This window comes from Curtobacterium sp. BRB10 (assembly GCF_031844325.1).
In the GTDB taxonomy this organism is placed as follows: Bacteria; Actinomycetota; Actinomycetes; order Actinomycetales; family Microbacteriaceae; genus Curtobacterium; species Curtobacterium poinsettiae_A.
Genome location: NZ_JAUZVA010000003.1, coordinates 290097 through 304021, shown reverse-complemented (window position 1 = coordinate 304021; position 13925 = coordinate 290097). Strand labels below are relative to the sequence as shown.

Below are 13925 nucleotides of genomic sequence, written 5' to 3'. Positions count from 1 at the left end.
CGGCGAGCGCAGGCTTCGGGTACCCGCGCCCACCGGGCGCGGAGGCGACCCTGCCCCCACTGGTCCGCGCCGGGTGGGTGGCCTGACGCAGTTCCGAGGATGTATCCGGAGCCGTCCGCCGGTCGGGTGGGAACCGGATCCAGTGTTGCGGGAACCCGCAAGAAACCCGCACGACGCGCCGCGGGAGCCTTGTGCTACTCGATGCCGTCCGGTACCGACACCGACATCGTCCGGGCGCCGGGCAACCCCACCCACCGCCGGGCTCCGGACTCGACGACCGTGACGAGCACCGTGTCGCACCCGCGACAGCGCGCGACCGATCCCATCGCGGTGCGGTAGACGGTGGTCTGCCCGAGCACCCCGAGCGAACCGCACCCGGCGCACCGCAGGGCGACCGCGGTCGGCTCGGGCCCCAGGCTGTGCGCCAGGGTCCCCGCCAGCGCGTTGCCGTCCACGACGACCATCAGTTGCCCCCGAACCGTTCTGCACGCACGTCGCTCGTGTCGTGCCCGAGTTCGGCGAGCCAGCGCAGCACCTGCTCGACGAACGGCGTCGATCCGCACACGTAGACCAGGGCGCCCGCGTCCGGTGGGAACACCGCCGCAGCGAGCGCGTCCCGCGTCAACCGGCCGGCCGGCACGGTCGAGCCTGGAGGCGCGGTGCGGCTGTACACGTGGGTCACCTCGAGCGGTGCCCGGCTCGCGAGCGCCTGGTCGAGTTCCGCACGGAAGAACACGTCGTCCGGTGTGCGGACGGCCGCGAGGAGCCGGAAGGGCGCCGGGTCGTCCGCCTCGGCGTGGGCGGTCACCATCGCGACGAGCGGCACGATGCCGGAGCCGCCGGCGATGAGCTGCACCGGACGGTTGGACTCGGCCGGCCGCCAGACGAACCAACCGCCCAGGGGTCCGTGGACCTCGAGCGCGTCGCCGACCTCGATGGCGTCGACGAGGAACGGCGAGACCTCGCCGCCGTCCACCCGGTCGACCGCGAGCACGACGTCGGTCGCGGGGCCGGCCGACGCGATGGAGTACGAGCGCTGTGCCTGGTAGCCGTCCTCGGCGGTCAGCCGCAGGTCCAGGTGCTGCCCGGGGTCGTTGCCCGGCCAGGTGGGGACGTCGAGGACGATCCGGCGCGCGTTGGTCGTCTCGCGGCCGACGGACGCGACGGTGGCGGCGTGCCAGGCCGGCCGTCGGCGCGTGGCGGGACGAGCGAGGGGGGCGATCCGTGCCTCCAGGCCGGTGTCGGGGAGCGTCACCAGTACCGCTCTTCCTTCCACGGGTCGCCGTGCAGGTTGTAGCCCGCGTTCTCCCAGAAGCCGGGTTCGTCGTCGGACTGCATGACGATGCCGCGCACCCACTTGGCGCTCTTCCAGAAGTACAGGTGGGGGACCAGCAGGCGGGCGGGTCCGCCGTGCTCGGGCGTCAGGGGCTCGCCGTCGGCCTCGAACGCGATCCAGGACTTGCCGTCGAGCAGCTCGTCGAGCGGCACGTTGGTCGTGTACCCGCCGTAGCTGTGCACCATGCAGTAGTCGAGATCGGTCTCGACGTCCGCGAACAGGCGGTCGAGCGGGACACCCCGCCACGGCATGTCGAGCTTGGTCCAGTGCGTGACGCAGTGGATGTCGACGGTGACGTCCTCGACGCCGAGCGCGTGCACCTCGTCCCAGGTCCACTGGTGCAGGCCGGACTCGGTGCGGATCGAGAAGGCCCAGTCGGTCGGCTCGATGTCGGGCGTCGCCCCGGCGGACAGGACGGGCCAGTCGCGGACCAGGGTCTGACCGGGCGGGATGCGGGTGTCGTCGCGGTCGTCGCGTCGACCGCCGAACCCGCGGGTGAACGTGGCCATGGTCCTCCTCGTCGGACGTCAGTCGTTCCCGATCATGCCGCGAACCGGGCGCGCCCGTGTAACGGGTTGGTAAACGTTCCACGTGTGGACGGAACGGTCGTGCGCGGCGGCGGATCCGCGTGGGCTCGCCGATCGGGTCGGACGCGGTGGTGACCCGCGCGTCGGGAGCGGGTTTGGGGGATCGGCCCGGGACCTCTATCGTTCACCGGAACGATTACAGGAGGGGTCACCCCGAATGCAGCCCATCGTCCCCGAACCCCGAGGCGCCCACGGTCCGAGCCGTCGGGCGCTCATCACCGGCGCCGCCGGTCTGGCCGGCCTCGGCCTGCTCACCCTCGCCGGATGCAGCTCCGGCGCGTCCGCCGGCACCCCCACGATCCCCGAGGCCGCAGCCACCGGCGTCGCACGTCGCGGCGGGCGCCTGCGCATCGCACGGCCCGCCGCGTCCGCCGCCGAGACCCTCGACTCCGCGAGCTCGCTGTCGGCCTACGAGTACCTCGGCGCGCTGTACAACCGGCTCGTCAAGCTCGACCAGCAGGGCACCCCGGTGCCGGACCTGGCCGAGGAGTGGTCCGCGAACGCCGACGGCACCGAGTGGACCTTCGCGCTCCGCCGGGGCGTGGTCTTCCACGACGGGTCCCGGTTCACCGCCGACGACGCCATCGCGAGCATCCGGCACATCCTCGACGAGAAGACCGGCAGCCCGCAGGCCGGGGTGCTCGGCGAGGTCATGGACGCCGACTCGATGCGCGCCGTCGACCCGTACACGCTGCGCTTCTCGCTGACGAAGCCGAACGCCGAGTTCCCGTCGCTGCTCACCGCCTACCAGTGCTACATCGTGCCGGCCGACGCGATCGCCGACATCGGCCGCACCGGGATCGGGACGGGGCCGTTCCGGTTGTCGTCGTTCACCCCGGCCGGTGCCGGCAGCGTCGAGGCGTTCCCGGACCACTTCGCCGGCCGCCCGGCGCTCGACGGCATCGACTTCTACTCGATCCAGGACACCACCGCGCGGGTGAACGCCCTGCTCGCCGGGCAGATCGACCTCATCTCGCAGACGAACCTGGACTTCGCCACGGCCCGGGTGGTGTCGGCGTCCGACCGCGCCACCGTCGCGAGGTCGAAGAACGCCCAGTGGTACACGATCCCGATGCTCGCCACGAGCGACGAGTTCAGCGACCCGCGGGTGCGTCAGGCGATGAAGCTCGCCTACGACCCCCGCAAGATCGTCGACACCGCGCTGCAGGGCACCGGTTCGGCGGGCTGGGACAACCCCGTGCCGCCGCAGCTCGCCGCGTTCGTCGACGACCACCGCGAGTACGACCCGGACAAGGCCCGGGCGCTGCTCAAGCAGGCCGGGCGCGAGGACTTCCGCGCCGCGATCTACACGTCGAGCTACGAGTCGGTGTTCACCCCGATGGCCGTCGCCTACCGCGACGCCGTCGCCGACGCGGGCATCCGTCTGACCGTGCGCAACGCGAGTTCGGACTCGTACTACACGCAGATCTGGATGCAGAAGCCACTCATGGTGAGCTACTGGTTCACGGGGCGGCCGATCGACCAGCTGCTCAACCAGATCTTCCGCTCGGGGTCGTCGTACAACGAGAGCGCCTGGTCGAACGAGACCTTCGACGGGCTGCTCGACGACGCCCGCGCCGAGATGGACGACGCGAAGCGACTCACCCTGTACCAGGACGCCCAGCGGCTCGTCGTCGAGGACGGTGCCGACATGACGCCGATGTTCGGCGACCGGCTCGTGGGGTTGTCCCGCGACGTCGTGAACTACTCGGAGTACGGCTTCGAGTTCAACTACCTGCGGATCGGACTGCGCCGATGACGACCACGAACACGCCGTCGGACGTCCTCGTCCCCGTCCTCCGCCGCATCGGCATCGCCGTGCTGACCGTGGTGCTCGCCTCGCTCTTCGTGTTCCTCGCGGTGCAGGCACTCCCCGGTGACGTCGCCCAGCAGCTGCTCGGGCAGAACGCCACCCCCGACGCCGTGAAGCAGCTCCGCGAGACCCTCGGTCTCGACCAGAACGTCTGGCTCCGCTACCTGCAGTGGCTCGGAGGCGCCGTGCACGGCGACTTCGGCACCTCGCTCGTCAGCGGCGAACCGGTCGCCCCGACGCTGTTCACGGCCTTCCGGAACAGCATGCTCATCGCCGTGCCCGCGATGCTCGTCGGCGTCACGGTGTCCCTGACGCTCGGGGTCGTCGCCGGTGTCCGCCGCGGCCGTCCGAGCGACAAGGTGATCTCGATCGTCAGCCTGGTCGTGATGAGCGTGCCGGAGTTCATGGTCGCCACCGTCCTGGTGCTGCTGTTCGCGATCGGCCTGCCGGTCTTCCCCGCCGTCGTGCTGCGGGGGAGCGACGCCACCGTCGCCGAGCTGCTGCCCACCATCTGGCTGCCGATCATCGTGCTGACCCTCGCGATGGCCGCCTACATCGTGCGGACGGCCCGCTCGTCGACCATCGACGTGATGGCGTCGGAGTTCGTCACGACGGCCGAGCTCAAGGGCCTCACGATGCGCCGGGTGGTCTGGAAGCACGCGGTCCCGAGCGCCCTGCTCCCGACGCTGAACGTCGTCGCGCTCAACGTCGCGTGGCTGCTCGGCGGTGTCGTGGTGGTCGAGAACGTCTTCAACTACCCGGGGATGGGCAAGCTCATGCTCGAGTCGGTGTTCAACCGCGACCTGCCCACCATCGAGGCGATCGCCCTGCTGAGCGCCCTGATCTACGTCGTGTGCAACCTGGCAGCCGACCTCGTCGGGCTCGCACTCGACCCGAAGCTGCGGACCCGCCAGCGACGACCGCGCACGCGCACCCGCAGCGCCCGCAGCGCCCGCAGCACCAGGAAGGCCGCCGCATGACCGCCACCGCACCCCGCCGCCGCGTCGGAAGCGACGTGCTCGCCGGCGCGCTCGCACCGCTGCGCGGGTCGACGGCGCTGAGCATCGGCCTCGGCCTCATCGCCCTGCACGTGGTCCTCGCCCTGCTCGCGCCGGTCATCGCCGGGCACGACCCGTTCGCCACGAACGCCGGCGACGTGCTCGCCGGTCCGACGTGGACGCACTGGCTCGGCACCGACCAGTACGGCCGAGACGTGCTCTCCCGCACCCTGAACGGCGGCCGGTACGCGCTGTCCGTGACCTTCCTCGCCACAACGATCGCGGTCGCGGTCGGCACCGTGCTCGGCTGCGTCACGGCCTACGCCGACAACTGGTTCGACGAGGTCGTCATGCGCGTCGTCGACGCCCTGCTCAGCGTGCCGTCAATCCTCGCGCTCCTGGTCGTCGTGACGGTCTTCGACGCCGGCCTCTGGGTCATCGTCCTCGCCGTCACGGTCGTCTACGCCCCCGCGGTGACCCGGGTCGTCCGCGGCGCCGCCCGCACCGTGATCACGCAGGACTACGTCACCGCGGCCCGCGCCCGGGGCGAGCGGCCGCTGTCGATCGTGTTCCGCGAGATCCTGCCGAACGTGCTCGACGTCGTGCTCGTCGAGTACGCGATGCGGGCCTCGTGGATCGTGCTGCTCGTCGCGTCGTTGTCCTTCCTGGGCTTCGGCGCGAACCCACCGACCCCGGACTGGGGCCTGATGGTGCAGGAGAACCGCACCGCGCTCACCGTGGTGCCGCTCGGCACCCTCGCCCCGATCGTGGCGCTCGCCACGCTGGTGATCGGACTGAACCTCGCGGCCGACGGCCTGAGCAAGTCGCTCGGTGTCGACCGTGCGAAGCAGGGAGTCAGCGCATGACCCGCACCGACACCGGCACGACGTCCGCCGCGACGACGACCGTGCCCGACGCGATCGTCCGTGTCGACGGTCTGTCCATCTCGTACGCCGCCGGAAAGCGACGCGTCCCCGTCGTCCGGGGTGTCTCGTTCGCGATCGAGGCCGGTCGCACCCTCGGCCTGGTCGGGGAGTCCGGCAGCGGCAAGTCCACCGTCGCGCGGACACTGCTCGCACACCTACGGGCCGGCTCCGCGATCGACGGCGGGACGGTCCGCGTCGACGGCGCCGACGTCTTCGCCCTGTCGCCGGCCGGCCGCCGGGCACTCCGCGGCGGCACCGCCTCGGTCGTCGCCCAGAACGCCGGACAGGCACTCACCCCGTCGATGCGCGTCGGCGAGCAGATCCGCGAGGCCCTCCGCGCCCACGGCGAGCCCGACGGCCCCGAACGGGTCGCCGAGCTGGTCCGGCTGGTCCGGCTGCCGGACCCCGACGCGATCGTCCGCCGGTACCCGCACCAGCTGTCCGGCGGCCAGCAGCAGCGCATCGCCATCGCCATGGCCGTCGCCGCACGGCCGCGGGTGCTCGTCCTCGACGAACCGACCACCGCCCTCGACGTCGTCACCCAGGCCGCGGTCCTCGACCTGGTCGCCGACCTCGGTCGGCAGCTCGGCATGGCCGTCCTGCTCGTCAGCCACGACCTCGGGGTGGTGTCCGCCATGGCGGACGAGATCGCCGTGATGCGCGACGGCGAGGTCGTCGAGCACGCCGCCACCGCGGCGCTCTTCGCCGCGCCGCAGCACGAGTACACGCGCGCCCTGCTGGCCGCGGTGCCGGACGGGCGGCGGCCTGGGCCCACGTCGCCGGTTCCGGTTCGACGCGCCAGCGGCGAGGCGGCCGTGCCGACGGGGGGAGGATCGGGGCACGTGCCCGATGACGCGACCGTCCCCGGGCCGGTCGGCTCCACGGCCACCCGCACCGCGCCTCCCGGAAGTCCCGCCCGTCCCGTGGTGACCGCGGACGACCTGGTGGTCCGCTACGGCCGCGGCCTGCCGGCCGCCGTCGACGGCGTCTCGTTCTCGATCGCCGCGCACGAGACGCTCGCCGTCGTCGGCGAGTCGGGCAGCGGCAAGTCGACGCTCGCGACGGCGCTGGCCGGCCTGGTGCCGGCCGAGTCGGGGACGTTCACGTACGACGACGGCACGACCCGCGGCGACCTGCGCGAGCCGATCGCCGGACGGGCAGCCGACCTGCGGCGCGCCGTGCAGCTCGTGTTCCAGAACGCGGACACGTCGCTCAACCCGCGGCGCACCGTGGGTGCAGCCGTCGCGCGGCCGCTCCGGTTGTTCAGCGGCTCGTCCTCGCGCGAGCGCGTCGGGGCCCTGCTCACCCAGGTCGGGCTCGGCCCCGAGTACGCCGACCGCCTGCCCGCGCAGCTGTCCGGTGGGCAGCGCCAGCGCGTCGGGATCGCGCGCGCACTCGCGGCCGAGCCGTCGCTCGTGATCGCCGACGAGATCACCACGGCGCTCGACGTGCAGGTGCAGGCGGGGATCCTCGCACTGCTGGCCGACCTGCAGCGCGAACGGGGCCTCGCATGCCTGTTCATCAGCCACGACCTCGCCGTGGTGCGGGGCGTGGCGGACCGGGTCGCGGTGATGACCGGTGGCCGGATCGTCGAGATCGGTCCGACCGAGCGGGTGTTCACCGGCCCGAACCACCCGTACACGGCGACGCTGCTCGCGGCGACGCTCGAACCCGGCAGCACGACCCTGCCCGAGGTCGGTGACGGGGTGCCGCGCTGGCGGCAGGCCGACGGCTGGACCGACCACGGCGACGGACACCGCACCCGCAACTGGGAGGACGCATGACGACCGACGACGGCACCGCCGCCACCTTCACCGCCATCGGCGACCCCGGCTCGCTGCCCGCCGGCGTCACGGTCCGCGACGAGTGGATCCCGATGCCCGACGGTGTGCGGCTGCACGCGCGGATCTGGGCGCCGTCGCAGTCGCCGACGCACCCGGGTGGCCCGAGCAGTGCGACGCCGGTGCTGCTCGAGTACCTGCCGTACCGGCTCGACGACTGGACCGCGCCGCGAGACTCGGAGCGGCACCCCTGGTACGCCCAGCACGGGTACGCCTCGGTGCGGGTCGACATCCGCGGCACCGGCTCGTCCGACGGGTTCTTCGACGACGAGTACAGCGAGCAGGAGCTGCTCGACGGCGAAGCCGTGATCGCCTGGCTCGCCGAGCAACCGTGGTCGACGGGCGCCGTCGGCATGTTCGGCATCTCGTGGGGCGGCTTCAACGCACTGCAGCTCGCAGCCCGGGCACCCGCAGCCCTCAAGGCCATCGTGACGGTCTGCTCGACGGACGACCGGTACGACAACGACGTGCACTACGTCGGCGGCGCCGTGCTCGGCATCGACATGGCGGCCTGGGGCGCGACCATGTTCGCCTTCAACTCCCGGCCGCCCCGGCCCGAGGTCGTCGGCGACGGGTGGATCGACCGCTGGCGGGAACGCCTCGAGGCGAACCGCCCGATGACGCCGGTGTGGTTGGCGCACCAGGAGCGCGACGACTACTGGCGGCACGGCAGCGCGGCCGAGGACTACGACGGCATCCGCGCCGCGGTGCTCGCCGTCGGTGGCTGGGCGGACCCCTACCGGGACGCCGTGCTCCGGCTCGTCGACCACGTCAGCGCCCCCGTGAAGGGCATCGTCGGCCCGTGGTCGCACCAGTACCCGGACCGTGGACTCGCACCGGGGCCGTCGATCGGGTTCCTGCAGGAGACCCTGCGGTGGTGGGACCGCTGGCTGCTCGGGGTGGACACCGGCGTCGAGGACGACCCCGCACTGCGGGCCTGGATCAACGAGGGCGAAGCCCCCGCGCCGTACTACGCCGATCGCCGCGGTCGCTGGATCGGTGCCGAGGCGTGGCCCTCCGCCGCGACCCACGAGCGCGTCCTGCCCCTCGCCGCACTGCGGGGCGGCGACCTCGGGCCGGTCGTCGTACGGTCGCCGCAGCACACCGGGATGGACGCCGGTCGGTTCTTCCCGTTCGGCAACGCCACCGACCTGCCGCCGGACCAGCGCGCCGAGGACGGCCGGTCGGTCACCTTCGACCTGCCGGTCGGCAAGGCCTTCGACCTGCTCGGCAACGTGCTCGTGCGGTTGTCCGTCACGAGCGACCAGCCCCGGGCCACCCTGACCGTCCGGCTCTGCGACGTCGCACCGGACGGCTCGTCGACGCTCGTCACCCGCGGGGTGCTGAACGCCGCGAAGCGCGACGGCATGGATCGCGACGACGTGCTCGTGCCCGGGACGCCCGCCGACCTGCCCGTGCGCCTGGTCTCGACCGGACACCGGTTCGCCGCCGGACACCGGCTCCGCATCGCGGTCTCCTCGTCCTACTGGCCGTGGGTGTGGCCGCACGGCATCGACGCCACCGTGACGATCGACCCGACCGCCTCGAGCGTCACCCTGCCCACCTGGAACCGGTCCACCGACGACGGGGTGGTCTTCGCCGAGCCCGAACGGTCCGAGCCCCTCGTGATCGAGCGCGTCGCGCCGGCCGAACCGCTGCCGCAGCGCACGGTGACGCACGACGTCGAGACGGGGGAGTGGACGCTCGACGTCGACCCCGGGTACGGCGGCGGGCGCGTCTACCCGGACGGCCTGGTGTTCACCGAGGACGCCCGTGAGACGTACCGGATCCGCTCCGACGACCCGACCAGCGCACGGGCGAGTTCCCACTGGGCGATCGAGCTGACGAAGCAGGAGTGGGCCGCGCGCCTCGAGACGACGTCCGAGATCACCGCCGACGCCGACACCTTCCACGTCGTCAACACCGTGCGCGCCTGGGCCCGCGACGGCGGACCCGACGCACCCGAGGTGCTCGTCACCGAGCGGACCTTCGTCGACGACGTCGCACGGACGTCGGCGTGACCGCGTCGGCACGGGTGCGGCAGCGGCCGGAGGTCCGACGCGCCATGATCGTCGAGGCCGCCCGCGCGGTGATCGTCCGGAACGGCGTCGGTGCCACCGGACTGCGCGACATCGCGGCCGAGGCCGGCGTCTCCGTCGGCACCGTGACCTACCACTTCGGCAGCGTCGCGGAGATCCTGAACGAGGTCGTCGTGCTCGAGACGGAGCGCTTCTACGGCGCCATCGTCGCTGCCGTCGACGCCGAACCCGACGTGCTGGTGGGGCTGCGGATGCTCGTCGCCCCGCTGTTCGGTGACACCGAGCAGGTCCGGCAGCACTGGCGGATCTGGTCCGACTACTGGACCGCGGTGGTCCGGCGGCCCGAGGTGGCCGCCGAGTACGCCGAACGCATCCGCGTCTGGGAGGCGTGCCTGGTGCGGGTCATCCGACGCGGGGTGGAGGCCGGGGTGTTCGTCGACGTCGACGCAGACACCGTCGCACTGCAGCTCGCCGCGTACAGCGACGGCGTCGCGACCCAGATCGCCCAGGGCGTCCCGGGGCTCACGAACACCGTCGCGCTGTCGTGGATGTGGCGGTTCCTGTCGCACGAACTCGGTGTGCCCGCTGTGGACATCGCCGGAACCGGTCGTTCCCCCTTGTGATGAGGTAAGGCTTCCCTTACCGTTGCCACATGGCACGGACCCGGCGACAGCCCAGCGAACGCATCCTCATCGCGGGCGGTGCCGAGGACCTCGTCGAGATCCACCGGATGCTCGAGGAACTCCCGGAGAACGCCTACGGGCAGGTCTTCGTCGAGGTCGCCCTCGACGAGCAGATCCGCATCCTGCCGGCCCCGCCGCGCGTCACCGTGACCTGGCTGGTCCGGAGCGCCCGCGGCTCGGCAGTCGCCCCGCTGGTCTTCGCCGACCACGGCGAAGCACTCGCACACGCCCTGACCGGGTGGGCAGCCGAGTGGTGCGTCACGGGCTGCGAGCCCCGCACCTCGGTGTGGATCGGCTGCGCGGACAGCCCGTGGATCGAGCGTGCACGATCCGTGGTGCAGCTCGAGCTCACCGACGCGGGCCAGCAGGTCCAGGTCGAGTACGGCGGGTAAGGGCAGCCTGCTCTTCCTTGCGGCATGCAAAAGAGGCGGGCATGGTTGTGACCATCGGCAGCACCCGACAGGTCAGGACAGGGCCAGCGATCGGGCGGAGCCACGATGCAGGAGGAAACGACATGACCACGCAGAGCAGCACCACCACCCCGAGCACCACGTCCCCGTTCTCGACCACGCCGGAGCTCGCCGCCGGGGTCGCCCAGTTCCTCGCCCCCGTCGTCATCGACCTCGAGGCGCTCGTCGTCAACGGCAAGCAGGCCCACTGGCACGTCCGTGGCCGCAACTTCGTCGGCGTGCACGAGCTCCTCGACGAGATCGTCGAGCACGCGCAGGACTACGCGGACAAGGCCGCGGAGCGCATCGTCGCCCTCGGCCTGCCGGTCGACTCGCGCATCGCGACCGTCGCCGCGAACACCACCCTGCCGCCGCTGTCGCAGGGCTTCCAGAACTCCGACGTCACCATCACCGAGGTGATCGCCCAGATCGACGCCGCGCTGCTGCAGGTCCGCCGTGCGGTCGACGGCCTCGACGAGGTCGACCTCAACAGCCAGGACGTCGCGATCGAGATCGAGCGCGCGCTGACCAAGGACCGCTGGTTCCTGCAGGCGCACCTCGCCGCCTGAGTCGCGACCACCCGCTGACGGGAGGCCCGGTGCCAGCTGGCACCGGGCCTCCCGTCCGTCTGCGGTCACGTCTCGGGCCCGCACCTCACGCGGACGGCGTGACCAGCCCGCTCTCGTAGGCCAGCACGACGGCGTGCACCCGGTCCCGCAGCTGCAGCTTCGCCAGGACCCGACCGACGTGGGTCTTCACGGTCTGCTCCGCGATGAACAGCTCCGCCGCGATCTCCCCGTTCGACCGCCCCCGCGCCATCAGCAGGAACACGTCGCGCTCCCGGTCGGTCAGCACGTCGAGCACCTCGGTCCGCGGGGCCGTCGGCTGCGGACCGGCGACGAAGGCCTCGACGAGGTGCCGGGTCACCCTCGGTGCGAGCAGGGAGTCGCCGGCTGCGACGGTCCGCACGGCCTGCACGAGCTCCTCGGCGCTCGCGTCCTTGAGCAGGAACCCGCTCGCCCCGGCACGGAGCGCGTCGAACACGTAGTCGTCGATGTCGAACGTCGTGAGCATCACCACGCGGACGGGCGACTCCGCGGGCGCCGCGGTGATCCGCCGGGTCGCCTCGATCCCGTCGAGCTCCGGCATCCGGACGTCCATCAGGATGACGTCCGGCCGGAGCCGGATCGCCATCACGACCGCCTCGGCCCCGTTCGCGGCCTCGCCGACGACCTCGACGTCGTCCTGGGCCTGGAGGATCGCCCGCAGTCCGACACGGAACATCTGCTGGTCGTCGACCACCATCACCCGCGTCATCGGCTCGCCCCGTCGCCCGTCGGCTGCGACGTGGTCGCGGCGGGCCGGATGGGCAGGCGCACGGCGACGCGGAAGCCGCCGTCCGGGTCCGGCCCGTGGTCGATCGTGCCGCGGAGCGCGGCGATGCGCTCGCGCATCCCCGCCAGGCCGAAGCCGCCGTCGTCCGGCGGCGCACCGGGCACGCTGCCGACCGGTGGCGCGGTGTTGGCGACCTCGACCGTGAGGGCCGGCCCGTGCCTCCCGACAGTCACCACGGTGGTCGCACCGGGCGCGTGCCGGGCCACGTTGCCGAGCGCCTCCTGCACGACCCGGTACACGGTGAGCTGTGCGAGCCGGTCGACGTCGTCGAGGTCTGGGTCGAGCCCCTCGTCGAGTCGGAGCTCGACGGGGATGCCGGCCGCGCGGGTGGCCTGCACGAGCGCGTGCAGGTCGGCGAGCCGCGGCTGCGGCGCACGCTCGGCGTCGGAGTTGCCACGCAGGGTGCCGAGCAGCTGCCGCATCTCCCGCAGGGCCGTGCGCGAGGTCTCGGCGATCGCGGCGAACTCGGTCCGGGCCTCCGGCGGCAGGTCCGCGACGCGGTACGGGGCGGACTCGGCCTGCATGTGCACGACGGACATGCTGTGGGCGACGACGTCGTGGAGCTCACGGGCGATCCGGGAGCGCTCCTCGACCGTCCGGCGTCGGGCCTGCTCCAGCTCGGTGTCGCGGCGGGCGGCGGCGAGCTCCTCGCGCACGGTCCGGCGCTGCCCGATGACCACCGCGGCGGCCGCCACGACGAGGGTGTCGCCGGCGCTCACCACGAAGCTCGTCGCCCAGACGTCGACCTGCCCCCACCGGTCGGGCGTCACGCCGATGAGCAGCAGGGTGAGCAGCGTCGCCGCGACCCAGACCACCGCGGTGAGCCGCCAGGTGGTGCGGACACCCAGCACGACGAGCAGCACGCTCAGGCCGATGATGCTCGTGACCGAGACCGGCCAGGGCCCGACGGTGCCGGGTGCCGTCAGGATGCCGAGGCCGGCGAGGGCGACGAGGTGCGCGCCCGACGCCGTGCGGGGGAAGAGCGGTGCGAGGCCGATGCTCGCCGACAGCACCGCGGTCACGAGCAACGCGAGCGGCACGGGGACGCCGTAGAACACCGCGGTCACGGGTGCGGCGACGGCGAACAGGGACACCACGACGCCGACGAAGCCGATCTGCGCGGCAGGCCGGACCCAGGTGGGTCGGGGCTTCGGGACGACGGTCACGGGCGGGCGGTCTCTCCGGTTCGGGCGAGGCAGGGTTCGGGGGTGGGGGCGGTGGCTGTGGCGGGTGTGGCTGTGGCTGTGGCTGTGGCGCGGGCTTCGCGCCTGCGGCTGATGGTACCGAGCACCCGGTCGACCGCGATCCCGAGCCCGGCGGCGACCACCATCGACACCAGGGCGGCGACGATCGGTTCGTGCAGCACGCTCGACGCGGCCAGGGCGATCCCGATCGACACCGCCGACCACGCCAGCCCCGCGATCGCGCTGATCGCCAGGAACCGGCGGTAGGACAGCCGGGTCGCGCCGGCGGTCGTGTTGACGGCGACCCGGCCGACCGGGATGAAGCGCCCGGTCAGGATGAGGCTGGCGGAGCGGCGCTGCATCTGCCGCTCGGCGAACGCGAAGGCCGCCGCGATCCGTGGTCGCTTCGACCGGGCCAGGCGAGCGAACCCGATCCGGCGCCCGATCCAGTACGCGATCGAGTCGCCGGCGATCGCTCCGAGGGCGGCGGCGACGAGCACCACGGCGAGCACGGGCTGTCCAGACGTCGCGGCGATGGCGGCGATCGCGACGAGGGCGGCCTCGCTCGGCACCGGCGGGAAGAAGCCGTCCACCAGGCACAGGGCGAAGAGGACGACGTAGACGAGCGGACTCGCGGCCAGCTCGACGACGAGCGGGGTGATCTGGTCGAACAC

14 protein-coding genes are annotated in these 13925 nt (G+C 72.7%); 8 read left to right on the top strand and 6 right to left on the bottom strand.

The annotated features are described in order from the left end of the window. Window positions 1-194 precede the first annotated feature (194 nt). From Q9R26_RS08205 to Q9R26_RS08195, 3 genes are read right to left on the bottom strand one after another with little or no spacing between them, the layout of a single operon-like run. On the bottom strand, window positions 195-464 hold the full coding sequence (locus Q9R26_RS08205; protein ID WP_311226983.1) for a DUF6510 family protein: 270 nt from the start codon (window positions 462-464) through the stop codon (window positions 195-197). Next, complete coding sequence (locus Q9R26_RS08200; RefSeq protein ID WP_311226982.1) at window positions 464-1255, bottom strand: ferredoxin reductase; 792 nt, start codon at window positions 1253-1255, stop codon at window positions 464-466. Before Q9R26_RS08200 ends, Q9R26_RS08205 begins: the two co-directional genes overlap by 1 nt. Then, window positions 1252-1845: a molybdopterin-dependent oxidoreductase gene (locus tag Q9R26_RS08195; protein WP_209134446.1), complete on the bottom strand. Its 594-nt coding sequence runs from the start codon at window positions 1843-1845 to the stop codon at window positions 1252-1254. Before Q9R26_RS08195 ends, Q9R26_RS08200 begins: the two co-directional genes overlap by 4 nt. Before the next feature lie 235 nt (window positions 1846-2080). Here Q9R26_RS08195 and Q9R26_RS08190 point away from each other — a divergent pair, with 235 nt between their 5' ends. From Q9R26_RS08190 to Q9R26_RS08155, 8 genes are all read left to right on the top strand, one after another. Continuing rightward, window positions 2081-3682 carry an ABC transporter substrate-binding protein gene (locus tag Q9R26_RS08190; RefSeq protein WP_311226981.1) on the top strand — a complete coding sequence of 534 codons (1602 nt, stop codon included), beginning with the start codon at window positions 2081-2083 and terminating at the stop codon, window positions 3680-3682. Beyond that, the gene (locus Q9R26_RS08185; RefSeq protein WP_311226980.1) at window positions 3679-4716 is read left to right on the top strand and encodes an ABC transporter permease; all 1038 of its coding nucleotides are present in this window, start codon (window positions 3679-3681) and stop codon (window positions 4714-4716) included. The genes Q9R26_RS08190 and Q9R26_RS08185 overlap by 4 nt, the downstream gene beginning before the upstream one ends. Beyond that, complete coding sequence (locus Q9R26_RS08180) at window positions 4713-5600, top strand: ABC transporter permease (protein ID WP_311226979.1); 888 nt, start codon at window positions 4713-4715, stop codon at window positions 5598-5600. Before Q9R26_RS08185 ends, Q9R26_RS08180 begins: the two co-directional genes overlap by 4 nt. Next, window positions 5597-7444: an ABC transporter ATP-binding protein gene (locus tag Q9R26_RS08175; RefSeq protein WP_311226978.1), complete on the top strand. Its 1848-nt coding sequence runs from the start codon at window positions 5597-5599 to the stop codon at window positions 7442-7444. Before Q9R26_RS08180 ends, Q9R26_RS08175 begins: the two co-directional genes overlap by 4 nt. Further along, window positions 7441-9522 (top strand): CocE/NonD family hydrolase, encoded by a 2082-nt coding sequence (locus Q9R26_RS08170; protein WP_311226977.1) that lies wholly within the window; start codon window positions 7441-7443, stop codon window positions 9520-9522. The genes Q9R26_RS08175 and Q9R26_RS08170 overlap by 4 nt, the downstream gene beginning before the upstream one ends. Then, complete coding sequence (locus Q9R26_RS08165; protein WP_182066855.1) at window positions 9519-10163, top strand: TetR/AcrR family transcriptional regulator; 645 nt, start codon at window positions 9519-9521, stop codon at window positions 10161-10163. Before Q9R26_RS08170 ends, Q9R26_RS08165 begins: the two co-directional genes overlap by 4 nt. 29 nt (window positions 10164-10192) lie before the next feature. After that, window positions 10193-10615 carry an SIP domain-containing protein gene (locus tag Q9R26_RS08160; RefSeq protein WP_209134438.1) on the top strand — a complete coding sequence of 141 codons (423 nt, stop codon included), beginning with the start codon at window positions 10193-10195 and terminating at the stop codon, window positions 10613-10615. Between the two features lie 122 nt (window positions 10616-10737). Next, the gene (locus Q9R26_RS08155) at window positions 10738-11241 is read left to right on the top strand and encodes a Dps family protein (RefSeq protein WP_071244661.1); all 504 of its coding nucleotides are present in this window, start codon (window positions 10738-10740) and stop codon (window positions 11239-11241) included. Between the two features lie 85 nt (window positions 11242-11326). Here Q9R26_RS08155 and Q9R26_RS08150 read toward each other — a convergent pair whose 3' ends face one another. The 3 genes from Q9R26_RS08150 to Q9R26_RS08140 are packed head-to-tail and all read right to left on the bottom strand — an operon-like array spanning window position 11327 to window position 13925. Beyond that, window positions 11327-11989 carry a response regulator transcription factor gene (locus Q9R26_RS08150; protein ID WP_111057143.1) on the bottom strand — a complete coding sequence of 221 codons (663 nt, stop codon included), beginning with the start codon at window positions 11987-11989 and terminating at the stop codon, window positions 11327-11329. Then, a complete protein-coding gene (locus Q9R26_RS08145; RefSeq protein ID WP_311226976.1) occupies window positions 11986-13233 on the bottom strand; it encodes a histidine kinase in 1248 nt (415 codons plus the stop codon). The genes Q9R26_RS08150 and Q9R26_RS08145 overlap by 4 nt, the downstream gene beginning before the upstream one ends. Continuing rightward, window positions 13230-13925, bottom strand: coding sequence for a DedA family protein (locus Q9R26_RS08140; RefSeq protein WP_311226975.1), 696 nt, complete (start codon window positions 13923-13925; stop codon window positions 13230-13232). The genes Q9R26_RS08145 and Q9R26_RS08140 overlap by 4 nt, the downstream gene beginning before the upstream one ends.